Annotated in this window: 24 protein-coding genes and 1 tRNA gene; 12 read left to right on the forward strand and 13 right to left on the reverse strand. The window is 45.8% G+C overall.

Annotation, left to right across the window (positions count from 1 at the left end; translation table 11 throughout):
• Positions 1 to 113 precede the first annotated feature (113 nt).
• Positions 114 to 3431 carry a S8 family serine peptidase gene (locus tag GWO68_RS12040; RefSeq protein WP_162346698.1) on the forward strand — a complete coding sequence of 1106 codons (3318 nt, stop codon included), beginning with the start codon at positions 114 to 116 and terminating at the stop codon, positions 3429 to 3431.
• 141 nt (positions 3432 to 3572) lie between these two features.
• On the opposite strand, the gene GWO68_RS12045 is transcribed toward GWO68_RS12040, so the two are convergent.
• Positions 3573 to 5852 carry an aconitate hydratase gene (locus tag GWO68_RS12045; RefSeq protein WP_162346699.1) on the reverse strand — a complete coding sequence of 760 codons (2280 nt, stop codon included), beginning with the start codon at positions 5850 to 5852 and terminating at the stop codon, positions 3573 to 3575.
• Positions 5853 to 6023: 171 nt separating this feature from the next.
• Between GWO68_RS12045 and GWO68_RS12050 the strand changes: the two genes are divergently transcribed.
• Positions 6024 to 7301 (forward strand): peroxiredoxin family protein, encoded by a 1278-nt coding sequence (locus tag GWO68_RS12050; RefSeq protein ID WP_235942041.1) that lies wholly within the window; start codon positions 6024 to 6026, stop codon positions 7299 to 7301.
• 228 nt (positions 7302 to 7529) lie between these two features.
• Here the strand turns inward: GWO68_RS12050 and GWO68_RS12055 are convergent, their stop codons facing one another.
• Both GWO68_RS12055 and GWO68_RS12060 read right to left on the reverse strand, forming a co-directional pair.
• On the reverse strand, positions 7530 to 8147 hold the full coding sequence (locus GWO68_RS12055) for a class I SAM-dependent methyltransferase (RefSeq protein WP_162346700.1): 618 nt from the start codon (positions 8145 to 8147) through the stop codon (positions 7530 to 7532).
• A gap of 463 nt (positions 8148 to 8610) precedes the next feature.
• Positions 8611 to 9588 carry a polyprenyl synthetase family protein gene (locus tag GWO68_RS12060; protein ID WP_162346701.1) on the reverse strand — a complete coding sequence of 326 codons (978 nt, stop codon included), beginning with the start codon at positions 9586 to 9588 and terminating at the stop codon, positions 8611 to 8613.
• Between the two features lie 277 nt (positions 9589 to 9865).
• Between GWO68_RS12060 and GWO68_RS12065 the strand changes: the two genes are divergently transcribed.
• Complete coding sequence (locus tag GWO68_RS12065; RefSeq protein ID WP_162346702.1) at positions 9866 to 10723, forward strand: alpha/beta hydrolase family protein; 858 nt, start codon at positions 9866 to 9868, stop codon at positions 10721 to 10723.
• Positions 10716 to 11207, forward strand: a complete 492-nt coding sequence (folK, locus tag GWO68_RS12070) for a 2-amino-4-hydroxy-6-hydroxymethyldihydropteridine diphosphokinase (protein WP_162346703.1) — start codon at positions 10716 to 10718, stop codon at positions 11205 to 11207. The genes GWO68_RS12065 and folK overlap by 8 nt, the downstream gene beginning before the upstream one ends.
• Positions 11208 to 11275: 68 nt before the next feature.
• Here folK and GWO68_RS12075 read toward each other — a convergent pair whose 3' ends face one another.
• The 5 genes from GWO68_RS12075 to GWO68_RS12095 form a co-directional block, all read right to left on the reverse strand.
• Positions 11276 to 11707: a hypothetical protein gene (locus GWO68_RS12075; protein WP_162346704.1), complete on the reverse strand. Its 432-nt coding sequence runs from the start codon at positions 11705 to 11707 to the stop codon at positions 11276 to 11278.
• A gap of 54 nt (positions 11708 to 11761) precedes the next feature.
• Positions 11762 to 12556 (reverse strand): alpha/beta fold hydrolase, encoded by a 795-nt coding sequence (locus GWO68_RS12080; RefSeq protein WP_162346705.1) that lies wholly within the window; start codon positions 12554 to 12556, stop codon positions 11762 to 11764.
• Between the two features lie 152 nt (positions 12557 to 12708).
• Positions 12709 to 13485 carry a TIGR02757 family protein gene (locus GWO68_RS12085; RefSeq protein WP_162346706.1) on the reverse strand — a complete coding sequence of 259 codons (777 nt, stop codon included), beginning with the start codon at positions 13483 to 13485 and terminating at the stop codon, positions 12709 to 12711.
• A gap of 689 nt (positions 13486 to 14174) precedes the next feature.
• On the reverse strand, positions 14175 to 15179 hold the full coding sequence (locus GWO68_RS12090; RefSeq protein WP_235942042.1) for a LysM peptidoglycan-binding domain-containing protein: 1005 nt from the start codon (positions 15177 to 15179) through the stop codon (positions 14175 to 14177).
• 15 nt (positions 15180 to 15194) lie between these two features.
• Positions 15195 to 15953 (reverse strand): DUF4905 domain-containing protein, encoded by a 759-nt coding sequence (locus GWO68_RS12095; protein ID WP_202923745.1) that lies wholly within the window; start codon positions 15951 to 15953, stop codon positions 15195 to 15197.
• Between the two features lie 104 nt (positions 15954 to 16057).
• On the opposite strand from GWO68_RS12095, the gene GWO68_RS12100 reads away from it, so the two are divergent.
• The 4 genes from GWO68_RS12100 to kdsB all read left to right on the forward strand — a co-directional run bounded on the left by GWO68_RS12100 (position 16058) and on the right by kdsB (position 19217).
• A complete protein-coding gene (locus tag GWO68_RS12100) occupies positions 16058 to 17404 on the forward strand; it encodes an NfeD family protein (RefSeq protein ID WP_162346708.1) in 1347 nt (448 codons plus the stop codon).
• 245 nt (positions 17405 to 17649) lie between these two features.
• The gene (locus GWO68_RS12105; RefSeq protein WP_162346709.1) at positions 17650 to 17928 is read left to right on the forward strand and encodes a hypothetical protein; all 279 of its coding nucleotides are present in this window, start codon (positions 17650 to 17652) and stop codon (positions 17926 to 17928) included.
• Between the two features lie 54 nt (positions 17929 to 17982).
• On the forward strand, positions 17983 to 18309 hold the full coding sequence (locus tag GWO68_RS12110) for a hypothetical protein (RefSeq protein ID WP_162346710.1): 327 nt from the start codon (positions 17983 to 17985) through the stop codon (positions 18307 to 18309).
• Between the two features lie 170 nt (positions 18310 to 18479).
• The gene (kdsB, locus tag GWO68_RS12115) at positions 18480 to 19217 is read left to right on the forward strand and encodes a 3-deoxy-manno-octulosonate cytidylyltransferase (protein WP_162346711.1); all 738 of its coding nucleotides are present in this window, start codon (positions 18480 to 18482) and stop codon (positions 19215 to 19217) included.
• A gap of 93 nt (positions 19218 to 19310) precedes the next feature.
• On the opposite strand, the gene GWO68_RS12120 is transcribed toward kdsB, so the two are convergent.
• The 4 genes from GWO68_RS12120 to gap all read right to left on the reverse strand — a co-directional run bounded on the left by GWO68_RS12120 (position 19311) and on the right by gap (position 22734).
• On the reverse strand, positions 19311 to 19658 hold the full coding sequence (locus tag GWO68_RS12120) for a translation initiation factor (RefSeq protein WP_162346712.1): 348 nt from the start codon (positions 19656 to 19658) through the stop codon (positions 19311 to 19313).
• Positions 19659 to 19738: 80 nt separating this feature from the next.
• Positions 19739 to 20623, reverse strand: coding sequence for a diacylglycerol/lipid kinase family protein (locus GWO68_RS12125; RefSeq protein ID WP_162346713.1), 885 nt, complete (start codon positions 20621 to 20623; stop codon positions 19739 to 19741).
• Between the two features lie 102 nt (positions 20624 to 20725).
• Positions 20726 to 21568, reverse strand: a complete 843-nt coding sequence (locus GWO68_RS12130) for a universal stress protein (protein ID WP_162346714.1) — start codon at positions 21566 to 21568, stop codon at positions 20726 to 20728.
• A 170-nt stretch (positions 21569 to 21738) separates the two neighbouring features.
• A complete protein-coding gene (gene gap, locus GWO68_RS12135; RefSeq protein WP_162346715.1) occupies positions 21739 to 22734 on the reverse strand; it encodes a type I glyceraldehyde-3-phosphate dehydrogenase in 996 nt (331 codons plus the stop codon).
• 202 nt (positions 22735 to 22936) lie between these two features.
• On the opposite strand from gap, the gene GWO68_RS12140 reads away from it, so the two are divergent.
• Positions 22937 to 23008, forward strand: a tRNA-Glu gene (locus GWO68_RS12140).
• Positions 23009 to 23190: 182 nt separating this feature from the next.
• On the opposite strand, the gene GWO68_RS12145 is transcribed toward GWO68_RS12140, so the two are convergent.
• Positions 23191 to 23592: a hypothetical protein gene (locus GWO68_RS12145; protein ID WP_162346716.1), complete on the reverse strand. Its 402-nt coding sequence runs from the start codon at positions 23590 to 23592 to the stop codon at positions 23191 to 23193.
• Between the two features lie 139 nt (positions 23593 to 23731).
• On the opposite strand from GWO68_RS12145, the gene GWO68_RS12150 reads away from it, so the two are divergent.
• From GWO68_RS12150 to GWO68_RS12160, 3 genes are all read left to right on the forward strand, one after another.
• Positions 23732 to 25189 (forward strand): tyrosine-type recombinase/integrase, encoded by a 1458-nt coding sequence (locus tag GWO68_RS12150; RefSeq protein WP_162346717.1) that lies wholly within the window; start codon positions 23732 to 23734, stop codon positions 25187 to 25189.
• A gap of 165 nt (positions 25190 to 25354) precedes the next feature.
• Positions 25355 to 25747, forward strand: coding sequence for a hypothetical protein (locus tag GWO68_RS12155; RefSeq protein WP_162346718.1), 393 nt, complete (start codon positions 25355 to 25357; stop codon positions 25745 to 25747).
• 103 nt (positions 25748 to 25850) lie between these two features.
• Entirely contained in the window at positions 25851 to 26249 is a 399-nt protein-coding gene (locus GWO68_RS12160) for a hypothetical protein (RefSeq protein WP_162346719.1), read from the forward strand.
• The last annotated feature ends 169 nt before the right edge of the window (positions 26250 to 26418 follow it).

Here is a 26418-nt window from a genome sequence, read left to right on the forward strand (position 1 = left end):
GTTTGGGTACTATAGGCTATTTAGCCTTATATTTAAAAGTGCTATCAGGCACCTGCTACAGGTACAGCGACTGTCCCGGTTTGTTTAACTTAAAATTTTAATTTTTGGTATAGATGTTTACCCCACTAAAGGCGCCCTTCCGCCACGGATGGCTTGTGCTCATCCTTCTTCTATTGGTTACGGGGCCTGTTTCGGCACAGCAAATCAGCGGCCATGGTTCCCGTACTGTACCCTATACGGTTGTGTATAAGCTAAAAGCTACTACACAGGCCAATGCCCGTACTACCCAGGCCAACACTTTACAGGCAGCCCTGGCCAGGGTAAGCGCGAAAGATGTACACCAGAAATTTCCGAATGCAGGAGCATCAGGCATTTCACGTCGCGCCTCCAAGTCTGATATAACACAGATCTACCAGGCTACCTATAGTTCAGCGCTTGATTTTGAAACTGTGAAACGTACGCTGCTGGCAACCGGAACTATAGCTTACGTAGAGCCGCTTTACCTGCGCGAGCCTTTCATGGGCACCACCGACCCTTTTTCAGATTCTACCAAAACAACTGCCTATTACCTGAAACTGATAAAAGCCTACGGCGCCTGGGATATAGAACAAGGTGACACCAGTATTGTTATTGGTGTGGCCGACACAGGTTTCCGTACCGACCACCTTGATCTGAAAGACAACATCAAGTATAACTATGCCGACCCGATAGATGGCATTGACAACGACGGCGATGGCTACACGGATAACTATGCCGGCTGGGACTTTGCCGATAACGATAACAATGTATCTCATGCGCCGCGCTGGGGAGGCCATGGCATGGGTGTGGCAGGTGTTGCGGTAGCTACCCCAAACAACGGCACCGGTTTGGCAGGTGTAGGTTTTAAAAGTAAAATTCTACCCCTGAAAGTGTTTTCGTCTAACAGCGACGGTACATTTGGCGGAGGCTACGATGCGATCGTGTATGCTGCAGACAAAGGCTGTAAGATCATCAACCTGTCGTGGGGCGGCGAAGGTTACTCGCAGTATGAGCAAGATATTATAAACTATGCCGTGCTGGATAAGGATGTTGTGATCGTATCGGCGGCTGGCAATACCAGGCAGCAGCTAAACCTGTACCCAGCCTCTTATGCCAATGTGCTTTCGGTGGGCGGCTCTGACAAGAACGATAATAAGTATAAAGATTACACCTGGAGCCATTACATAGACCTGATGGCACCCAGTATGGATATTTACACCACTGCCGTAAATAATAACAATGCTTACGGCTATAACTGGGGAAGCTCGTTTGCATCGCCAATGGTTGCCGGTGCTGCCGCGCTGGTACGGGCCCATTATCCCGAACTTAACGCCCAGCAGGTAATGGAGCGACTGCGCATAACAACAGATAACATCTATAGTATAGCCGCAAACCAACCCTACCAGGATATGCTGGGTACCGGCAGGCTCAACATAAAAAAAGCACTTACCCAACAAAACCTGAAAGCAGTTCGCTGTACCGCCTTCCACGTACAGAACAACCGCTCGGCCCAGTCAGGGAGTACCGTAGCACTGGAAGCAGCTTTCCAGAATATTTTAGCTCCCATCAGTAACCTGCAGGTAACACTTAGTTCCAATTCGCCTTTTATCACCATCGCCAACAACACACTTACAATTGGCAGTATGGCAAGTATGGCAGAAACCAATAATTACCAGGCACCTTTCCAGGTTACCATTTCTCCCGAAATCCCAATAAACACGACTGTAGCTTTTAGGTTGGGTTTTACAGATGGTACCTACACCGATTTCCAGTATTTTGAGCTGACCGTAAACCCTGATTTCCACACCCTGGATGCAAACAACCTGCGCCTTACCGTAAACAGCAAAGGAAACCTGGGCTATAACGGGCTTAATTTTAACCAGGGCATTGGTATGACTTATAAAAACAGTACCAGTATGCTGTTTGAAGGCGGCCTGATGGTAGGTGTTTCGGATATGCGCGTATCAGATAACCTGCGCAACGCCAACTGGCAGAACGATGGCGACTTTACCCCGCTGCAAAATGCCCGCATCGCGTACGATACCCCCCTTGCAACACAGCAGGTACGCGGCCTGATACAGGATATTTACCCAGCCACAAATACCGTTGGCGTTGAGATTAAGCACCGCAGCTTAGCCTGGAACACTAACCCGGACAAGGACTACGTGATACAGGAATTTATTATAAAAAATATTACCCCGGATACACTTAAAAATGTAGCCGCTGCTTTGTTTGCTGACTGGGATGTAGGGATTTATTACCAGAATGCCGCCGAATGGGACAGCACCCGCAACTTGGGTTATGTTTATAACACCAGGTCGGTATTGCCAGTGGTAGGTATAAAATTGCTAACCCCGGGCGCACCCGTATATTATGCCATAGATAACATGGGCGGGGCCGGAAGTATAGCCGTGGAAGATGGCTTTACCAGTGCTGAAAAATATGCGATGCTATCTGGTGGCGTTAGCCGGACTATAGCAAATGGCAACGGAAACGGCGACAATGTATCGCATGTGGTGGGCAGTATGGCCCCAGCTATTGCTCCCGGCCAGAGCCAGGTAGTTTCGTTTGCTATACTTGCCGGCGATGACCTGGATGCATTAAAAGAACATGCCGATGCAGCTCAACTAAAGTACAAACAAATAAAAAGCGGCCCAGCACCAGTAGCTGTCGAAACTACTGTTTGTGCCGGAAGCACCTATACCTGGCAGCCAACAACAGGCAGCAAGTATAACTTTTACGCCGATCCTGAAAAGAAAACTTTGTTAAGCAGCGGCTCAAACTATACCATCACCAACTTCAGCAAGAACACGATTATTTACGCCACCAACGCCGACTCTTTGTTTGAGAGTGAAATTGTAGCGGCAACTATAAACTTACCACAAACTCCGGTAGCTGATTTTGCAGCTGCAGCTGTAACGCTTCATGCAAATACCCCTGTCGTGTTTGAAGATAAAAGTTTAAATGGTGCCAACTGGCAATGGGACTTTGGAAACGGAACTATAGTTACAGATCAAAACCCGGTCTATACTTTTACTGAGCAGGGCACTTATGAGGTTATGCTGCAGGTTACTGACCCGTCTGGTTGTTTGCAGCATAGTATTACCAAAACCTTTAACGTACGGGAGCCACTCTCAAAAGACAAAGCCGAAATGTATGCGCAGCTAACAGATGTTTACCCAAACCCATCGTTAGGCCTTGTGCGCATTAACTGGGCTGCTGATGCAACTATAGCATCTCCCCCGGAAATTTGGTTTACAGACCAGGTTGGTCGCAGGTTCAGTGCTCCGGTAAAAACGATAGCTGCCAAAGAACTGGAATTTGATTTCAGCAACATGCCAAACGGCTTATACATTGCCCACTTTACTTACAAGGATACTAACTTTATAAAGCGGATATTGTTGATGCGCTAACGAATGTATAAACTATAAAAGAGAAGGTCCAGCAACTTGCCGGGCCTTCTTTTTTATAGTTTATCGTAAAATCCAGAAAGAATAAAACGCAAAAGGCCTCACCAAATGGTAAGGCCTTTTGTTTGTAATGTAAAGTATAGCTTATGCGTTAGCGTTCTGCTTTTCCTTTAAACGGATCAGGTTAAGCGCTGAACCAGCTTTGAACCACTCGATCTGTCCTTCGTTGTAGGTATGGTTCACCATGAACGTGTCTTTCGTACCATCTTTGTGGGTAAGCACAACTTTCAGAGGAACACCCGGTGTGAAGTTCTCCAGACCCAGGATATCAATTGTATCGTTCTCTTCTACCAGGTCATAATCCGCTTTGTTTGCGAATGTCAGGCCTAACATACCCTGTTTTTTCAGGTTAGTTTCGTGGATACGAGCGAAAGACTTCACGATAACGGCACGAACACCTAAGAAGCGTGGCTCCATGGCAGCATGCTCACGAGATGAACCTTCGCCATAGTTCTCGTCACCAACTACTACAGTGCCAATTCCGGCAGCCTTATACGTACGGGCAGTTGCAGGTACAGAGTCATAACCACGGGTCATGTCGTTGTAAACCTTGTTTGCCTCGCCGTTAAACGCGTTAATCGCACCAATCAGCATGTTGTTAGAGATGTTATCCAGGTGACCACGGTATTTCAACCATGGGCCAGCCATCGAGATATGGTCAGTAGTACACTTACCTTGTGCTTTAATAAGAAGCTTCAGACCTTTCAGATCAGTGCCTTCCCATGGCTTAAAGCCTTCCAGTAACTGCAGTCGGTCAGACTTCGGATCAACAACCACTTCAACCTGGCTGCCATCTTCTGCTGGCGCTACATAACCTGCATCTTCTACAGCAAAACCGTTAACCGGTAACTCAATACCGCGTGGCTCATCCAGTTTCACCTGCTGGCCATCTTTGTTAGTTAAGGTATCAGTAAGCGGGTTAAATGTAAGGTCGCCGGCAATTGCAAAAGCAGTTACGATCTCTGGTGATGCCACGAACGCGTGTGTGTTCGGGTTACCATCGTTACGCTTCGCAAAGTTACGGTTGAATGATGTGATGATAGAGTTCTTACGGGTTGGATCATCAGTATGACGTGCCCACTGGCCGATGCACGGACCGCAGGCGTTTGCCAATACAACACCACCCATCTGAGCGAATGTATCTAGCAAGCCATCGCGGGCAGTTGTGTAACGTACCATTTCAGAACCCGGCGTGATGGTGAACTCCGCCTGGGCAACCAGGTTTTTAGTTACCGCCTGCTCTGCTATAGAGGCAGCGCGGGTAATATCTTCGTAAGATGAGTTGGTACAAGAACCGATAAGACCTACTTCCAGTTTAGCTGGCCAGCCGTGCTCTTTAACTACAGCAGCAAACTGAGAAATTGGCCATGCCGCATCCGGCGTAAATGGCCCGTTTACGTGTGGCTCTAATGTAGAAAGGTCGATCTCGATCAGTTGGTCGTAGAAAGATGCCGGATCAGCGTATACTTCATCATCCGCGCGCAGGTGCTCAGCAACTTCATCAGCCATCTGAACGATCTCTTCGCGGTTTGTTGAGTTTAAGTACGCACGCATGCTGTTGTCGTAAGCAAATACCGAAGTAGTTGCACCGATTTCAGCACCCATGTTACAGATGGTACCTTTACCAGTACAAGACATAGACTCAGCACCTTCGCCGAAATACTCCACGATAGCGCCCGTACCACCTTTCACAGTCAGGATACCAGCTACTTTCAGGATTACGTCTTTAGGAGATGTCCAGCCATTCAGTTTACCTGTCAGCTTCACGCCAATTACTTTCGGGAATTTAAGCTCCCAGGCCATACCGGCCATTACGTCAACAGCATCAGCGCCACCAACACCGATCGCTACCATACCCAGACCACCGGCATTTGGCGTGTGTGAGTCAGTTCCGATCATCATACCACCCGGGAAAGCATAGTTCTCTAATACTACCTGGTGAATGATACCTGCACCTGGCTTCCAGAAACCGATGCCATACTTGTTTGATACCGAAGCAAGGAAATCGTAAACTTCTTTGTTTTCTGTGTAAGCGTCTTTCAGATCTGAATCTGCGCCTGTGCGGGCCTGGATCAGGTGATCGCAGTGTACCGTAGATGGAACCGCAACGGTAGGCTTGCCAGCCTGCATGAACTGAAGCAAGGCCATCTGTGCCGTGGCATCCTGCATCGCAACTCTGTCCGGAGCGAAATCCACGTAAGATTTTCCGCGCTCGTACGCCTGCGTTGCCTTGCCTTCATATAGGTGTGCATACAGGATCTTTTCAGTCAGAGTCAGCGGTCTGCCAACTGTATTACGGGCAGCCGAAATGCGCTCTCCCATACCGGCATAAACTGCCTTGATCATTCCTAAATCAAATGCCATAGTTTTGCTATTATTAATGTATAAAATGCTTCTTTTCCGAAGTTCACAAATGTACGAAATCTAGAGGCTATTCAGCAACATTAGATAACATGAATATAACCTTTACAGGTTTAGTATGCTCATACGGTATCATTTTTGGCTTTTACGGATTTACTACAGTAATTTTACCCCATGAAACGTACCTATTCTAATACTTCTGCAAGGCTTATTTTGTTATTTGCCCTGCTGTTAACTATAGGAGTTAGCTCCTGCCAGCAAAATAAAATGGATACAACTTCCGCAACTATAAAACCGGGCACCTGGCGCGTAGCCCTGCACCGTACAGATGGCAAAGAAATTCCGTTTACCATGGAAGCCGAAGCGAAAAACGACAGCACGGTGTTATACCTGGTAAATGGCGAAGAGCGCATTTTGCTGGATGAGATTGCTACAGAAGGTGATTCTGTAAAAATTAAGCTCCATATTTTTGATGCCGACCTGATTGCCAAAATAGAAGATGGTAAAATGGCCGGTCGTTTTGTGAAGAATGATACAGAAGCCCCCTACTCTGTTCCGTTCACGGCCGAGTACGGCAATACTCACCGTTTTAAAACTAACCCTGCCAATGCAACCTATAGTTATGGCGGCAAATGGGAAGTAGTATTTACAGATACGGAAGGTGGCAGTTACAAAGCCGTTGGCGTTTTTGAACAGGATGGCAACAACCTGACCGGTACCTTCCTGACCGAAACCGGTGACTATAGGTACCTGGAAGGACAGGTGGATGGCGACCAGCTGAACCTGTCTACGTTTGATGGTAACCACGCTTATTTGTTCACGGCTAAGCCAACCGATGCCAACACCTTGAAAGGCGATTTTTATGCCGGCATGAGCGGCTACGAAAGCTGGACAGCCAAGCGCAACGAAAATGCTGCACTTGCCAGCGCTGACTCTTTAACGTTTCTGAAACCAGGTTACGAAAAGCTGGAGTTTACATTCCCGAGTATAGAAGGTGGCAAAAACATTTCGCTGAGCGATGACAAGTATAAAGGCAAAGTAGTAATAGTGCAGTTGCTGGGTTCGTGGTGCCCTAACTGTATGGATGAGACCAAATTCCTGGCACCTTACTATAGCAAAAACAAAGACCGTGGCCTGGAGATAATAGGTTTAGGCTTTGAGCGCAGCCCGGAGTTTGAAAAAGCGGCCCCACGCCTGCAAAAAATGAAAGAGCGCATGAACGTGAACTATGACCTGGCAGTAGCTGGTATCTCAGATAAAGAAGCAGCCGCTAAAGCACTACCAGCCCTTAACCACGTGCTCTCCTTCCCGACTACCATTTACATTGGCCGCGACGGCAAAGTTCGCAAAATACACACGGGCTTCTCAGGCCCTGGTACCGGCAAATATTACGAAGAATGGGTAGCTGATTTTAACAAAACGATGGATCAGTTGTTGGCAGAGAAAATTTAACATCCCCCTTGCCCCCTCCTAAAAACAGGAGGGGGTATTTTTTTGCGGTTTGTACTGGCCTTTTGCTGGCGAGAGTTTGTAACTCGTGCCTAACTATGATGTTGGATTTGTAACTTAACTGAGCCAAAGGCTCAACTATAGTTCGACACGAGCGGAGACGCTCGCACCATAATACATGTTATGCAATGCTTCTCCCTCCCCTGTTTTTAGGGGAGGGTTGGGGTGGGGTTATTTCCGCAGCCTTACCAATCTGAACGTACCATTTAAAGCCGCCGGTTCATTCAATTCTATAGTCAGATTTGTATGGCTAACTATAGTTCCGATGCTTCGGTTAATGTCGGAAAAGAGCGTACCGGCAATTTGGTTGAAGAAGTGGCGAGCTATAGTTGGCTTTTGTCCGTCCGGCAGAAATTTGTCGAAAATCATCACTGTACCGCCTGGCTTTAATACCCGCTCTACTTCTTTTATACAGGCAATTGGGTCTGGTATCACAGCAAGTATCAAATGGGCAACAACTGCATCAAAACTGTTATCAGCAAAGGCAAGTTGCTGGCCATTCATTACTTGTGCATCTATAGTTACTCCTAACTTTTCGGCGCGTTGCTGTAGTTTGGTTATCATGCCGGGTGTAATATCGATGGCGGTTAGGTTGGTGTATTGTTGCATGTATGGCAGGTCAAGGCCGGTGCCGGCACCAAGTAACAGAATGGCATCGCTGGGTTTGGCATTCAATAACTCTACTGACCGTTTTCTATACTTTCGGAAAATTCTGTCAGCAATAAGGTCGTATATGGGCAGGTAAAGGGTGTACCGCAGGCGGTTCCAGGTGTTGGTGTTCAGGCTCATTTTTTCATAGGTTATTTTGCGTGCACAAAACTATCCTACTATAGCCCTACTCCATTACAGATTTATAGTTGATGTTTATAGATTTTCTAAATCAGGATTTCCAGGATTTTTAAGGATTTGCAGAATTTGTGCCTGAACTATAGAATCAGGACTATTTTGTTTTGCTGAGACGGAATGCTATATGTTTTGGCAGCTAAGAATCGGGATTAATGAGGGTTGTATAGAATTTGGAAGATGCCATATTTTGCGTCTCTTTTCAAGGCGAGTCTGGAGACTCGCTCACACTGTGCAACACCGGTTAGATACCGGCGCCAGTTATTTGCAAATCCTTTTATCCTTTATAATCCTGTAAATCCTGATTCAGACAAAAAAGTGGGCCAAACAAAAAAGACGCAAAATATTGCATCCCTCCATCCTGTTTATCCTTTATAATCCTGTAAATCCTGATTCAGACAATCAGCAATTACTTCTCCCGCTCTATAGTATACGCGATCAGTTGCTCCAGCGAGGTGCGAGATGGGGACTCAGGGAAAGTGTGCAGAATTTCTAGCGCCTCTTTGTGGTAGCGGTTCATTACCTCTATAGTGTAATCTATCCCACCAGACTGCTTTACAAAATCAATAACCTGCTGCACGCGCTTGTTGTCGCCGTTGTTGTTCTTCACGTTGTAAATAACGCGGCGCTTGGTTAACCAGTCAGCATTACGAAGGGCGTGTATCAGCGGCAGGGTCATTTTCTTTTCCTTGATGTCGATGCCAACAGGTTTTCCAATTTCAGCGGTTCCATAATCAAAAAGGTCATCTTTAATCTGGAAGGCTATACCTACTTTTTCGCCAAACAAACGGGCTTTTTCGATTTCTTCTTTAGAGGCACCTGCCGAGGCAGCACCAACCGCACAACAAGAAGCTATTAACGACGCCGTTTTCTGACGTATGATATCAAAGTATACCGACTCGTCAATGTCCAGGCGGCGGGCTTTTTCGATCTGCAGCAACTCCCCTTCACTCATTTCCTTCACCGCATTCGATACGATCTTCAGCAGTTCAAAATCATCGTTCTGCAACGACAGCAGCAAGCCTTTAGAGAGAAGGTAGTCGCCAACCAATACGGCAATTTTGTTTTTCCAGAGGGCATTAACGGAAAAGAAACCACGTCTATAGTTGGCATCGTCTACCACATCGTCATGCACTAAGGTAGCTGTATGCAGCAACTCAATCAGTGCAGCGCCCCGGTAAGTGGCATCGGTTATAGTTTCGTGGTAGAGTTTGGCTGTGAAGAAAACAAACATCGGGCGCATCTGTTTGCCTTTGCGCTTCACGATGTAGCTCATGATACGGTCCAAAAGCAACACCTTCGACTTCATAGAAGTCCGGAACTTCTTCTCGAAAAGCTCCATTTCGCCGGCAATTGGCGCTTGTATCTGGTCTAGGCGGCTGCTCATGTATTGGTTCTGCAATATTACAGTGTGTGGCAGTGGTTTCCAAACGTGCGGTAGCTTTATTGCGCAATGGCAGCCTGGTTAAATTGCCGGCATAATTCGTTTTGAGCACAATAAATGATAGTTTGCAGAATATTAACGTGGCTGAGAGTCTACTTTCACGACTTTACCCCGACAAAATAATCACTCAGCCAACTATAATTTAACCGTTTCACGATCAACAATTCGGCAGGCAACCTCGTTTAAACATCCAACTATAGTGCCTGCTAAATCCAATTTTATGACAACTACGCTAAAAGTCGATTTTGTTGTATACCCTGAACATGGCCGCCCTTTTACTGCCGATGCCGTGTACCCGCAAACCGGAAAACCTAAACCTGTCGTTATTTTTACGCATGGGTTTAAAGGCTTTAAAGACTGGGGCCATTATAATTTGCTGGCGCAGTATTTTGCAGAGCAGGGATTTGTGTTCATCAAATTTAACTTTGCTTACAACGGCACTACCGTAGATAATTACGCTGACCTGCACGACCTGGAGGCGTTTGGGAACAACAACTTTACGTTGGAACTGGACGACCTGAAAGCTTTACTGGACCTGGTGGAAAATGTAGAAGGGCCACTACCTTACAAAGAATTGGACCTGGAGCATATTTACCTGATCGGGCACAGCCGTGGTGGTGGCACCGTTATACTTAAAGCTGCCGAAGACACGCGTGTAAAAGCAGTAGCTACCTGGGCTGCCGTAAACAAATTTGACCAGCGCTGGGACGAGCTTGAGAATGATAAGTGGGAACGCGAAGGTGTGCAATGGATAACCAATGCCCGCACCGGCCAGAAAATGCCGATGTATTACCAGATCATGGAAAATTACCTGGCAAACAAACAGCGCCTCGAGATACCAAAGGTGATACAGAAAATGCAACAGCCCTTGCTTATATTGCATGGCAAAGAAGACGAAACCTTACCTATACAAATGGCCCACGATCTGCAAACCTGGAAACCTGATGCTGAAATGCATTTGCTGCCGGGCGCAGACCATTCGTTTGGCGGCATGCACCCTTACGAGAAGGAGGAATTGCCCGAAGCAGCCCGCGCCGCTGCCGACTTGAGTATAGCCTTTTTCAGGAAACATGCCTAACCTATACCTGCTGCTGGGGGGCAACCTCGGCAACCGTACCTTATACCTGCAACAAGCCCGCGAAACTATAGCTGCTAAGGTTGGAACTATAGTTCAGGCATCGGCCATTTACGAAACCGCCGCCTGGGGCAAAACCGACCAGCCTAGTTTCCTGAACCAGGTGCTGGAAGTGGAGACTATACTTACCCCAGAGCAGGTGCTGCAAACTATAAACCAGATAGAACATGACCTTGGCCGCGAAAGGCTGGAGCATTGGGGAGCCCGCGTAATCGATATCGACATCCTGTTTTACGACGATCTGGTGCAGCAAACCCAGCGTTTAACTATACCCCATCCGCAACTGCACCTGCGCCGCTTTACGCTGCTGCCACTGCATGAGATTGCCCCCGGATTGGCGCACCCGGTTCTGAAACAAAATATAGCTGAGTTGCTGGAGGTTTGCCCGGATAGGCTGGAAGTGCTCAAGTATCAGGACCAAGTATAACTATAGCTTAAAACCTATCCATCTCAAGTGGAAGTTCGTGTGGTAAAATAAAGCCCTGTGCGATAAGCTCAGGAATTTAATTTGCGGGGTGCGGCTTTTACTTTTGCCCAGGTTTTGGCGGCGCTTTCATCTTCAAAGGATGCCACTTCGAAAAAGGATTTTACCAGCGGGGCAAATGCCTCAAAGGAACTGCGGCCATAAATGCCATACGACAGGATATGTGCAAAAAACTTTACGCCTAATACTTTGGCCTCTGGTGCCCACTTATAAGCCATAAAATTAATTCCTACCTCCCAGGGCCCTACCAGCTCGTGGTTGTTGTTAACTATAGTCTGGCAGGATTGCTTCCGGAGCATAGCCAGCAGCAGGTTCCCTCCCATCACAATACTTTCTAACGATTGTACGCCTATCCAATTAACACAAATAAAGGAATTATCCGTTGCTCTTTCTGCCTCAAAAAAGACATCCCCGTTTGATTTCCTTAATTCTTGTTTATCCATCCGGTTTAGCTGCACATTAGCTCGTAATTTTTACGCTAAATCTGCAGCCATCAGTTAGCGGTTTAAAAAGTTTTTGATCGCATCTATCGTTTCTTCGGGAGCACTCAGGTTAGGGCAATGGCCTACCGCCTGCATCTTTACCAGCTTACTGCCTGCCACGTTTTCGTGCACGTAATTACCTACTACTTCTGGTGCAATTACATCATCAGTACACTGCAGAATAAGGGCCTCTACCGTTACTTTAGGTAAGTCGTGCCGGTTATCAGACAGGAACGTGATGCGTGCAAAATCCTTCGCTACTTCAAGATTGCTGCTGCAGAAGCTATCTGCCAGTTCCTGGCCTAACTCCGGCCTGTCGGCATTACCCATTATTACGGGTGCTATGTTCTGAGCCCAGCTCAGGTAATCGCTCTCCAGGGTGCTAATCAGGCCGTTAATGTTTTCTTCCGTAAAGCCACCTATGTAGTTATCATCGTTTACGTAGCACGGCGAAGGACCAATGAGCACCAATTTAGCGAAGCGCTCCGGTTGTTTGATAGATGCCAGTACCCCAATCATGGCACTTACAGAATGGCCCACATAAATCACATCCTGCAGGTCCAGCTCATTAATTATCTCGAGCACATCATCGGCATACGCCTCCAGGGTACTATACTTTGCGATAGTGTAATCTGATACATCAGAATTACCAAAACCGATGTGGTCGAAAAGGATAATCTTATAATCGTTCTCGAAAGCGGGCGTAATATAACGCCACATTTTCTGGTCGCAACCATAGCCATGGGCAAAAAGCATGGGTTGTGTGCCTTGCCCTGATACTTTTACATTCAGTTTTTGGGTAACAGTCATAAGCAGTTGTTTTTGCAACGATTTAAAAGAGCGGTTTAAGCAAAGATACAACTATAACTATAGGTTTCTATAGCTATAGTTAAAACTACGTATTTACCGCATCACAACCTCAGCATTTATAACGTGTGGCGTTTCAGGCACTTTGCTATAGTTTAAAACTTTTCTTCCACGCCCAGGCCAAACAGCGCATAATCATATTTAACCGGGTCGGTCGGGTCAAATGCGCGGAGGTGATCGGTGAGTTCTTCGGCGGTTTGCCAGTCCATGCCTTTACGGGTTATAAGGCCAAGCCGCCGGGCTACCCGCTCCACATGCACATCGCAGGGGCAGACCAGGTCGGCAGGTTTAATGGTGTGCCATATCCCGAAATCAACACCGTTGTTGTCCTGTCGCACCATCCAGCGCAGGTACATATTGATGCGTTTGCATGCCGATTTCCGGGCTGGGGTGGAGATGTGCTTTTTACTTCGGTGGGGCGCATCTTCGAGGCTGAAAACCAGATCGTGGAAACGGATCAGCCGTTCTTTCTGTGTTCTGATCTCGTTATTTTCCCCCGTAAAAGCGTTCTCCAGACTCTCGTACCGGCTATAGTACCAGTTAAAAAAATGGATGAAATAAAGTAAGTCGGTATCGTTAAAAGTGCGGTGCTTGAAACCTAAAAAGCGTGGGAGGTCCTGTTCCTGGTGGTTTAGTATAAAGTCATACGGGGCGTTGTCCATCAGGTGCATCAGCTTTACACAGTTGTTGATGATAGTCTTGCGCTGGCCCCAGGCAAGGATAGAGGCAAAAAATCCACTTATTTCAATGTCCTGCTTTTTAGCGAACCGGTGCGGAATAGATACCGGATCGTTCGGGATGAAAGCGGGTTGGTTGTATTTCGCTACCCGGTCATCGAGTAAGGCTTTTATGGCAGCAAGGTCTTGCGTCATGGGTTTATGCGTTTTCAGCTGGTGTATACGAGCTATAAAATTAAGTATGAATTAATTGTCTGAATCTTTAAATAGGGCCCCTACCACAAGGATTTACAGGATTGGAGCTTTGTCTATAGTTGTTCCAGTAATACATTTCGCTGGCGCGGGTTTGCAACCCGTGTCTAATTATGGTGTTGAGTTTGTAACTCAACTGGCCCGGCAGGGTCAGGCAATTGCGCTGGCTATAGTTTCATAGTTGCCTTTAGTCATCCCCCTACCCCCTTCAAAGGGCAGGGCCGTTAAGTTCTGCCGAGAACTATCCCCTTGAGGGGATTATAGGGGTGTTATTCAGGACCAAAAAGCCTATTGTTAGCCAGTTTTAAATTCACCCGCTAATGTAAACACCCCTCTGCGCTCCCCTCAAGGGGAGAATTTGCTAGAACTTAACGGCCCTGCCTTCAAAGGGGGACTTTCTGTTGTTCCTAATCCACCAGTTAAAGTTTTATAGTTAGAGTTATCAAACCACCCCTGCCCCTCCTTAACCAAGGAGGGGAATTTTACTGCTTATGCTATAGTTTGTGCTTTCGTCCTATAGTTAAAGGCAACAATCCTATAGTTAGGATCAGTTAAACTTACAGAACTCAGAAAAAAACAAAGCCTGAACATTACTGTCCAGGCTTCATTCTGATTTTATCTAAACCGAACTATTACGGCATATACGAAACTTCTACTCTAAACTTCTGGTCAACGGCACCAAGCTTTTGGTACGCTTTTTTAGAGATACGCACTACCACATTACTGTTAGCTCCTGTTTCTGGCAATTTACCGATCACGCGTACATACACCACCTGGCCGTTCATGGCATTTTTTACCTGCATAATGGTGCCGATTGGGGCCGACTTGTGCAGCGCCAGGTATTTATTGGTATCTGCTTTCGGGTCAATCATTTCGGCCATGCCATTTTCGATCACTTTTTTAACGCCTGCGGCCGTTTCGGTTGTGCCGGCATCTTCTTCGCGCTCGCTAACAGTTTCTGTTTTAGCAGGAGTTGTAGTTGCCGGTGCAGGCTCTGTTTTAGCAGGTGTGGCAGTTACCGGGGTTGTTTTAGCTGGTGTTGCGGTCTTAGAAGCGGGCGTAACAGCAACGGGCTTTTCTACTTCATCATCCGCTTCCGGTACATACACAGGCTTGCTTGCAGTTGGTACAGCACCTTTGCCTACAATCAGTTCCGATCCGATTTCGATCTCATTGGCCGTTAGTTTATTCCAGCTTTTAAGGTTGTCTACTGTTACGCCATGCATGCGCGAAATACTGTATAGCGTTTGCCTGGCCTCTACTTTATGTAGTTTTTCGCCTTTGGCATTTACGGTAAAAGTACGGTTGCTGGCAGCAGGGGCAGCTGGCTTTGCGGGCGTTGCAGCAGCGTTTACAGCTGCAGATAACGGCGCTTTGCTTGGGATCAGCACCACCTGGCCAATTTTTATACTTGCTTCCACCGCCGGGTTAGACTCCACGATCTGGGCAACAGGCACGCCATACTTGCGCGACAGGGCATAAAGTGTTTCTTTAGGCTCAACCTTATGCTTTACAAAAAACTTACCGTTGCGGCGCTCCACTCCCACCGAGTCGCGCAGGGCAGTCAGGTTAAAGGCCGAAGCTGAAATGGAGAATACCGGAGACAGTAAAAGTGCTAGTAAAAGTATGCGTACCATGGGCTAAAAGGTAAACTATGAAAGACTATAAACAACTAAAATGGTTCGTTGCTGAATAAAGTATAAATTGTGGTTAAAGATAATAAAAGTATCTGAACCTATGCCACTTAATCCGTGGGCAATGCGCTGCTGCAGTTGCAATTCACCATGTAAGTCAAACACACACAACATGTTATCTAATTTACCGGCAGCTGTTTCAGTATAAAAGCTTACCACGATATGTTGTTCCGTTTCCGCGTACTCTATCCCCGCCACGGCTGCTGCACTAAGCTTATCTCTCAGAAAATCCTGTACTTGGGTAAAGTATAGTTCCCCTGCTAAGTATAGCATCGGGTAAGTACAAGCCTGCGAGCGGGTAAGGTTATAAGCAGCTACCGCATTTGCACCGCCCTCCAGTGACATGTTTTCCGGAAGTATAGTTCCGGTTTGCGGGTGCAGCAAGGTTAATTTCTGATCCTGTAGATCGAGCGCCAGAATTCCATCGGCAGTTACACCATAAAAGGCCAGTTCGGGTTGTTGCCATTGCAGGTTTCCATTTTGAGAACTATAGGCCATTATACCTTTGTGCTGCCCTGTTTGCCGGTCGCCGTAGCCATGTAACAGCAGCAACCCCTGGTGCACATCTTCCAGTCCCAGCCACCAGTTTTTAGCCGCAGGCAAAGGCAGTTTTGACAACGTAAATGGGCCCGTTTCCAGACTATAGAAATCAGCCAGCAACAGGTCGGCATCCCGCACTTCCAGCGCCATCAGGCCGGTAGCAGCATCCAGCCGCATCCGCCACACGGGGGCTTTAAAGTCGTATGTATAAAGTAGTGGAAGTATAACTCTTAACTTTTTACTATATTCAACCAAAATGGCACAGTATCAGCCCCAAATGTATGAAATCTGACTCAAAACGTTGGCATTTTGCTTTGTTGTATCTGCTCCCTCTCTTTTTGTTGTTTCCGGCTGCCAGTCGGGCGCAAAAACAGAAAGTACTGGTAATGGAGATAAAATCTGAAATAGACCCACGCACCAACCGCTACACCGAACTGGCTCTTAACCACGCCACCGAGATAAAAGCGGACCACGTATTATTGGTGCTCGATACTTTTGGCGGCGCCCTGAACGATGCGGACGAAATGCGGAAACGAATACTTGAATACCCGAAACCGGTGTATGTTTTCATCAATAAAAATGCTGCCTCGGCGGGTGCTTTAATTTCGTTGGCCTGCGATAGTATTTATATGGCGCCGGGTGCCAACATTGGCGCTGCTACGGTAGTAGGCGCCAACGGCGAAGCAGCTCCCGGCAAATACCAGAGTTACATGCGCTCCATAATGCGCTCTACTGCAGAAGCCCAGGGGCGCAACCCACGCCTGGCCGAAGCGATGGTGGATGCCAATGTAGACAGCACGCTATCGGCTGGGCAAGTACTTACCCTTACTACCTCAGAGGCTATAAAACAGGGCTTTTGCGATGGCGAAGCAATTAATATACAGCAGGTTCTGAAACAGGTTAACTTACAGGATGCAGAAGTGGTGACCTATGAAATGAGCAGTACCAACAAGATCATCTCCTTTTTCTTGAACCCGTTCATCAGCGGTATACTTTTGCTGCTCATCATCGGTGGTTTATACTTTGAGTTACAGTCGCCGGGCATCGGTTTTCCGTTGGCTGCAGCTATAGTTGCCGGCATTTTATACTTAACTCCTTATTACCTGAATGGCCTTGCTGAGAACTGGGAGATACTGCTTTTTGTAGCCGGGCTAATACTTATTGCAGTGGAGGTTCTGGTAATTCCAGGCTTTGGCGTTACGGGCATCAGCGGTATTATTTTGGTTTTCATTTCGCTAGTACTGATCATGGTTAATAATCAAAACTTCGACTTCACATTTGTACCGGGCACTGCATTAATGCAAAGTTTAATTTCGGTGGTGTTGGGTATGGTGGGAGCTGTGCTTTTAGTGGCACTTACCTGGAACCGTTTTGCCGCCAGCCGCACCATGCAACGCGTAATTTTACATAATTCTTTCCAGAGCGATGAAGGGTACCGATCTTCTGCAGACGCCTCGCACCTGGTAGGTAAAACTGGTACAGCCCATACCCGCATGACGCCAAGCGGCCGTGTACTGATAGACGATACCATTTACGACGCTCAGGCCCGCGAAGGCTTCATCGAAAAAGGTGAAACCATACAGGTAATCGACCACAGTACGTTTGCGCTGCGCGTCAAAAAAGTTTAAAGGTTAATTGTTGAATTGTTCGTGGTTAAATTGTTGATTGTCGATAGTATAAGTAGCAAAATATTGCGTCTCTACTTTTATCTTTCTTTAACTCTCTAACTCCTAAACTCTTTAACTTCTTAACTTATTCTTTTTAAACTCTCTAACTCCTAAACTCACTAACTCTAAAACTTATGAAGTTCTCATTCCTTACTGCTGTTATATTTTCGGCAACGGCTATACTTTCATCCTGCACTCAAAAAACTATGAATCCAGAAAATCAAGCCATTACAAAAGAGGCACAACTGGAGTGGTCGGGGGAATATATGGTAGATGGCTGCGGCTTTAAACTAACTATAGATGGCAAAGACTATAAGCCCGAAGACGAAGCTGTGATCGGCGATGAGTTTAAACAGGAAGAAACTACAATACCTGTAAAAGTAACCTACATAGAAACCGGCGAAATGATTGACAGAAGATGCGGACTTTCAACTCAGGATCGTTCAATGCCGGGTATTCGCATCACTTATATTGAGAAGTTATAGTACTGTTGCAACCAATCACTCATTACCAGGGTCCTGTGTTAAAAGAACTATAAGATGAGACTAAAATACACTTTGCTTGCGTGCTGCCTGATAACTTTTAGTGCCTGCGATAAGGAAGACGATGTGCCAACTGAAATCCTGGAGGGCATGCTGGTATGGACTGGTGATTATCGGGCTGACGGGTGTGGATTTATTTTAACTACTGAGAATGAAATCTACAAACCTATAAATGAATCAGCAGTAGATGATATTTATAAAGCTAACAGCCAAACCGAAGTTAAAGTTAAAGTTAAAGTCATCAACTATAATAAATCTGTACAGCCATGCAGAAGCGCTGAACCATACAATGAAATCAAAATCCTTGAAATTCAACCAAAATAGTAACAACCGCAGAGATAATGCTTCAACTGGAAAGTCTCGGCAGCCAGCAGACGAAGAATATCTGGATGAAGCATGGGCGCCCAGGCAAAAGATGAAAACTGCCAGCTACCAACTATAAATTAACCTCGGCTCTTCCGTATATTTGGGCTTGCACATTATAAGTATAAACTATGGACGTATTAGGTATCATTCCGGCTCGCTTTGCATCAACCCGTTTCCCTGGTAAACCCCTCACCGATATCAATGGCAAAACCATGATCCGGCGTGTGTATGAGCAGGCTTCAGCATCTGGTTTGTCTGAAGTTATAGTTGCTACTGATGATGACCGTATTTACAACCATGTGCTGGAGTTTGGCGGAAAGGCTGTGATGACTGCCGAACATCACCAGAGCGGCAGCGACCGTTGTTTTGAAGCTTACAAATTGTTCGACAAACCTTACGAGTACATCATCAACATACAAGGCGACGAGCCATTTATAAAACCGGAGCAAATTGACCTGGTTGCAAGCTGTTTTAATCACCCTAACACGCAGCTTGCCACGCTTGTAAAAAAGATAACTTCCGAGGAGGAACTGTTTAACGTGAATGCGCCAAAGGTTGTACTAAGCAACACCGGCGATGCATTATACTTCAGCCGTCAGGCTATACCTTACTGCCGCAACGTACCCCAGGATATCTGGCACAAGCAGCATACTTACTACAAGCACATCGGCATTTACGGTTACCGCGCCGATATTCTGGAGCAGATCACGCAACTACCCCCATCCGCTTTAGAACTGGCCGAATCGCTGGAGCAATTACGATGGCTGGAGAATGGCTTCAAAATCACTACTGCCCTCACCGAGTTCGAAACAATAGGTATAGACTCGCCGGAAGACCTTGAAAAGGTCAGAGACCTTTTTAGTTAGAAAGTTAGAAAGTCTGGAAGTTATAAAGTTAAAGGGCCATACTCTATAGTTACCTTTCTAACATTCTAACTTCCAGACTTTCTAACTCAAAAATCATCCTCCAACCCTTTTGGCTTTATAACCGGCAGCCTGTAAGGTTTGCAGTACTTTGTCCCGGAAATCGCCCTGTATCAGTATTTCGCCGTCTTTGGCTGAGCCGCCTACCCCGCATTTATTCTTAAGCATTTTACCCAGTTCTTTCAGGTCGTCTTCTGTACCAACAAAGCCTTCTACTAAAGTTACCTGTTTGCCGCCGCGCGATTTTTTATCGAGCATTACTTTCAGGTTTTGCTGTTGTGGTGGCAAGGTTTCAGCTTCGTTTTCCTGCTCGTACTGGTAACTAAAGTCTGAGTTTGTAGAGTAAACTACCCCTTGGCGGCCTTTTTTATTTTTATCGCTCATGGAAGATTAATGACTAAATGAAAATGATGAATGACTAATGATCTAAAACTTATTAAACATTACTCATTATTAATTACTAACTACGAAGGTATAACCACCTTCAGCGACAACGGATTTAACTTCACCTCAAACTCAGTTGCCTTGCCTTTGTATTCGCCATCCGCATGAAACATCATCGGTTGCTCTGTCTGGACATGAACACCGGTTGTCTTAAAATACTCGGCGCTCTGCACATTGGCTAACTGCCTGGTAAGCATACAATAACTTAGGTTAATGGCCTTTACAAAATCCAGCTGCCGTACCAGGCACACATCCAGTAAACCGTCGCGGATGTCGGCAAGCGGGGCTATGTAGGCATTATTACCATACTGCGCCGCATTGGCAAACGCCATTACAAAACAGTCTGTTTCCAGTTCTGTACTGTTTATAGTTACTTTTACGGGCAAATGTTTGTAGGCGCGCACTTCTTTCAGCACCAGCTCCACATACGTTTTCAGGCCGCGCTTTTTGTTGCCCGCAAATACCGAACTGATGTAGGCATCAAACCCGATCCCCGAAGTGGTAAAGAAAGGCACATCGTTTATAGTTCCGCTATCTATCTCCGATATCTGGCCGGTATTGAGTGCTTTAATGGCATTGTCAAGTTTTAAGGGTAGCTGCAGGTGGCGTGCCAGCCCGTTTCCGGAGCCTTTCGGAAGTATACCTAACGCCGTATTGGTGTGCAACAGCCCCCGGGCTACTTCGTTTACCGTACCATCTCCGCCCACCGCAACTACAATAGCAAATCCGTCGGCAGCTGCTGCTGCAGCCAGTTCCGTAGCATGCCCCGCATAGTCCGTGTACACTATATCGTGGTCGTGTTTGCTATGGTCGAGGTTTAGTTTGACGCGGGCGGCCACATCTACCTTGCTCCTGGTGCCAGAAACAGGGTTGATAATAAACCGGATACGTGGAAGTTTGCTCATGCTATAGTGTAACGTATAGCTGCAAAAGTAACTATACTGGTGGTAAACAAAAAGCCCGGCTACACAAGTATAGCCGGGCTCTTAGGTATATTTCTGATGTTTTTAGATCTGGTAAGTAAGTACCGGGCGACTGGTATGGTTCACCAGGTCCTCGGCTATACTTCCGCTTAACAGGTGCGACAAACCGGTACGGCCATGGGTTGCCATCATAATCATATCGGCATTAATATCATCGGCAAAGTGCAGTATTCCGTCTTCTTCAATAGTATCGTTATACACGTTTATCGTATAGTTGTGCAGGCCATACTTTTCGGCGGTGTGTGCCAGTTTGCTGCGCAGGTTCGTACTCGACTCAAAAGCGCCAGGCGTGTTAATATAAACCAGGTGCAGGCGCGCACCAAACAGCTGCTGGAAAAACTTAAATGCATCCATCGCCTTACTTATCTCGCGTCTGAAGTCTGATGCCAGCACAATCTCTTTGATCTCAAAATCCGGCTGATGCTGTTTTATAGTTAGTACAGGGCAACGGGCAGTGCGTACTACTTTTTCAGTATTAGACCCGATCAGAAACTCATCCATCCCGCTTGACCCTTTCGAGCCCATCACGATCAGGTCTACATTATCTTCTGCTACTACACGTTTTATTTTACCAACTATACTGTCTACATCTACATCCTGCACCACATCAACACCTGCATGGTTAACCTTATTCATCAGCCTTGCCATATTGCCTTTTGTGGTTTCCAGTAAGCGCATCATGTACACCTGCTCCATGTTATCATTATAGATCGTATCGCCGGTAGCGCTAAAGCTGGGTGAGTATGGCATTTCTACTACGTGCAGTAATTTAATAGCAGCGCCTGTTCGTTTAGCTATAGTTACAGCTACTTCAAAAGCGTATTGTGCCTGTTCTGAAAAATCGGTAGGTACAAGAATGCGTTTCATGCGGATTGGTTTTGGGTTTATTGATGTAACAAAGGTATAGCACACTTCAGCTTAAAAGTATGATATATATCAATTTACTAATTTTATTTTGTTTGCTGTTACATATACGCATATAAAAAACGAAAGCCCACCTGATGGCGGGCTTTCGTTAAACTATAATTGCTTGCAGCTTACGCTCCTAGTTTTGCAATAAGGTCAGCAGCTCTGTTTGAGTAACCGGTTTCGTTATCGTACCAGCCAACTACTTTTACAAGTGTTTCGTTTGCTGATGTCATCTCTGCATCAAAGATACAAGAGTGCGGGTTACCAACGATATCGATAGAAACAATAGGATCTTCTGTGTACTCCAGGATACCTTTCATTTCGCCTTCAGCAGCTTTCTTAATTGCCGCGTTGATTTCTTCTTTTGTAGCTGGTTTCTTTAATACTACAGTTAAGTCAGTTAAAGAACCATCCGGAACCGGAACACGCATTGCAACGCCATCCAGTTTACCTTTAAGGTGAGGTAATACAAGACCTACCGCCTTAGCAGCACCAGTCGATGTAGGGATGATAGAGTAAGCAGCAGCACGTGCTCTTCTCAGGTCGCTGTGAGGCGCATCCTGCAGGTTTTGGTCTGAAGTATAAGCGTGTACAGTTGTAATGTAGCCTTTCTCGATACCAAATGTATCGTCCAGCACTTTTGCCATTGGTGCAAGGCAGTTGGTAGTACAAGATGCGTTTGAAACGATCGTTTCATCACCTTTCAGGATGTCTTCGTTTACGCCCAGTACTACAGTTGGGATGTTACCTTTTGCAGGTGCAGAGATAACTACTTTTTTAGCGCCGGCTTCTATATGGCCACCAGCACCCTGCTCGTCTACGAAACGGCCAGTTGACTCAAGTACCACATCCACGCCAAGCTGTCCCCAAGGCAGGTTCTTAGGCTCGCGCTCCGCCGTAATTCTGATCTCACGACCATTTACGATGATGCCATTCTCAGTGGCTTCTACAGAACCGTCAAATTTGCCATGTACAGAGTCATACTTCAGCAAATGGGCAAGAGTTTTAGTATTGGTAAGGTCGTTGATAGCTACTACTTCAACATTCTCTTTTTGCAGCAGTGCCTTAAAAGTAAGTCTACCGATACGGCCAAAACCGTTAATTGCAACTTTAATTTTAGACATGGTATCTATGTTTGGTAAGATGTTTATTTAATGTGGTGCGAAGTTACGATTAGCTTATAGTAAAACCAATATTTTTTTCTAACCTGAAAATTAAGCGTTTACAAAATGTTTATACTTTTTTTGCCTTAAATGTTTTGCAAAACACTTTTGTAACCTATATTTGCATCGTCGTTCAGCAATTGAGCAACACAAAACACATTATGGTCCGTTCGTCTAGGGGTTAGGACTTCAGATTTTCATTCTGGCAACAGGGGTTCGATTCCCCTACGGACTACACGATAACCCATAAAAAACCGCTTATTTTATAAAATAAGCGGTTTTTTTGTTTGCATAGTAACAGAAAAGATTTTGCTCGTTGTTACTCGCTTTTTCTGCTCCTGTTTCAGACTCTGACTAATTAGCATTTTCTTAATTATTTGTTTCTGGCTCTATTGCTTCAGTTCGGTAGCCCAGAGCCTACGACCGTTCCATATACGGTTGCCAGTTTACGATCAACACCTTCTCATCTTCTAGCAACAGGTAGCCATAGTCATAACAGAAATAATAGGTATTGCCCTTCTGGGTGCGGTAAAGGTAGGTGAAGTAACGAAAGTCAAAGCCAGCCTGCTCCAACACTTCCCGTCTAAGCGTAGTCTTGCCTTCGGGGCTTAACCGGTGCAGTAGGTAGCGGTTGCGCCGCAGCCGGAGATTTATCTCTTTGATCAACTGCTCTCCTATATCCTGGTCTTTTCTGCGGTTGCCAGCCGTGGCCCTGCACTGGTCTGAGCAGAACTTCTTATCCACTCTGCCTGTCATTACCGAGCCGCATTGCAGGCAGCTACGATTTTCTTTAATGTTGTTGTCACTACCTGTTTCCATGCTATAATTAACTTAGCCGTATATATCCGTATTATCCGTATTATCCGTATACTTACGTTTACATACGGAACTATACGCGTAGTTTACGGATAAAGGGTAGTTGAGTGTGTATCTAGCAGCATATCAACGCATTTAGAGTATGTTGCACTCTTCCTCTTTCCCGATTTTATTCCTTAACCCGCTGGAGCATGCCGGTAAAGCCTTCATCCGCATCTGGCACAAGTCTAGCCCCTTTATATCCAAACGACTGAAAGAAGCTACCTGGATCAGGTATAGCAAGACATATAAGTGCTTTGTAATGCACCACACGAGCCAAGCAATTGAAATGACGCACCAGCACTTTCAGGGCCTTGCCAAGGTGGATACCAAGTATTTGTATAAACCCAAAAGACTGCGCCCAGCTCAAGGTACTGTTATACTGCAGCAAGAAAGTACTGTACTAACCGAACCACTGGATAAAGTGCCGGTAAAGCCTGTGGTGCGGTTGCAGCCCCTGGAACATCAGGGCAGGCAGTATGTCCAGCTCAGCTATCAATACAACAAGGAGATCTATGCCTGCCTGAAGCAAAGCAAGGTAGCCAGTTGGCTTTCAGCGATGCAGTGCTCTGTGATCCCTACAGAAAGCAGCAGTTTGCATACGCTCTTAACCGAAATAGAACCTGTAGCCCAGCTGTGGCTGGCCCAAACCATGCAGGTAAAAGACATGCCCCTGCAGGCAAGACTCTGGGAACAAAGTTACCGGAAAGACAAAGGCTATATTCCTTGCCCGCACACGTACCTGGAAAAGCTGTTTCTGTTAAACTATAGTTTAAGTACGATCCGCACCTATCATAGCCTGGTGCTGCGCTTTTTGAACGCGCACAAGGGCAAAGGACTAGATGCGATTAATGCTTTCTCAGAAGAACAGATCAACCACTACCACCGCAGTATGGTGCAGGCTGGCACGTATTCGGTCTCCTTTATCAACCAATCCATTAATGCCGTCAAGTTCTATTACCAGCGGGTGCTGCTGCGGCATGAGGTGCAGTTAAACCAGGTAGAGCGGCCTGAAAAGCCTGAACGCCTGCCCCAGGTGCTAAGCAAGCAGGACGTGTTGAAGATATTATCCGTAACAGAGAACCTGAAGCATCGCTGTATGCTGCAATTGCTCTATGCTGGCGGGCTACGGATCGGCGAAGTGATCAACCTGAAGCTGACCGATGTGCAGTCAGAACGTAACCTATTGCTTATAAGGGGTGGCAAGGGTAAGAAAGACCGCACTACCCTGCTCTCGCAGAAGCTACTGGAAAGCTTGCGTGCCTACTACAAAGCCTATAAGCCCAAGATATGGCTCTTTGAAGGGCAGACAGGAGGACAGTATACCGTAGAAAGCATCCGCAATGTGTTCAGGGCAAGCAAAACGAAAGCAGGCGTAAAAGCACCAGCCACACCCCATACGCTCAGGCATTCCTTTGCTACCCATTTATTGGAGCAGGGAACAGACTTAAGGTATATCCAGGTGCTGTTGGGCCATAGGAGCAGCAAGACTACCGAGATATATACCCACATCACCACCCATGCCTTAAATAAAATCGTCAGCCCGTTGGATAATCTCTAACAATCACTTATATTAGCTTAAACATATACTATGATCACACTTCAATTACTTATACCAGATTCAAGCAGCAAAAGAACGCAAAAACAAGGTTTGGCTATTACGTACATAGTGCAGATAAGCGTATGTTGTCGTTTATACTATAGTTAGCAGTAATACATTAAATCAATGATGCTTTTTCTAACTTTATTCTTTGTTTGGATACCAACCTTTATTGCGCCACCGACTCACAAATATTTAAGAAATAATATAGTATATGCCTGTTGCACTATAGTAGCGATTTTAATTTTCGGTTGGTCTATAGCAAACTATAACCAAACTACTTCTCCAATCGAAAAATCCCACATCCCATTATATGTAAGTCCAATAGTCTTTTTGATTTTATATAAGGTATTTGATAATATAGTGCAAAGAAGACTAGGTAGGCATATTTACTTTTGGATGAAGTTCATGAGAAACAAAGAATCTGTTGAACAAACATTTTTTGAATGGTTACTTCAAATGGTGCTTGTTTTTGTTCCTTTAATTTGTGGTGCTATCTGGCTATTATTTTTTGAATAACATTAGTAAAAGAAGTAATACTGCTAACAAGGTACATAAGCCATGCTACGGCCGACGGCCTTGCACGCCTCATGCACGAGGCCGTTGTACCACATTTAAAATTATGGGAAGAGCAATTTTAAAATGCATCCTGCTTTTGATTGGATTACATATGACAGCCCGTGGGTTGGAACAGTTAGATGTGATTGCTCATTTTTTTCTCATCACATCGCTAGGGACAACCTTGATATTGCCGATTTGGTCATTCCTTCTTCTTAACTATGAAACGACAGGTATTACTTTTAAATCAATAGTTATAAAAACATTTATACTTCTATTAGTTGTTTATTCAAGTTACTTACTTGATAATAATTTCAATGAGCATACCGACCAAGTAGGTAGAGACCTGGGAAGATTATCATTGATAGCAGGCATAGTCGTGGTATGTATTCTTTTAGTCATTAACATCATTAAAATACAAATTCAAAAGAATAAGAAAAACGCGGTACAACAAGGCGCATAAGCCATGCTACGGCCGACGGCCTAGCACGCCTCATGCACTAGACGTTAGGGTGCAAAACCACTATAAAATTTCTCTCCCGCAAGTATAAAATTCTTTGCATAAGTTATCTTTTAAGATAACTTTGTCGTATGACAAGACAAATCATCTTTCATGGGGATTACTTCCTTGA

Source organism: Pontibacter fetidus (genome assembly GCF_010119545.1).
Lineage (GTDB): Bacteria > Bacteroidota > Bacteroidia > Cytophagales > Hymenobacteraceae > Pontibacter > Pontibacter fetidus.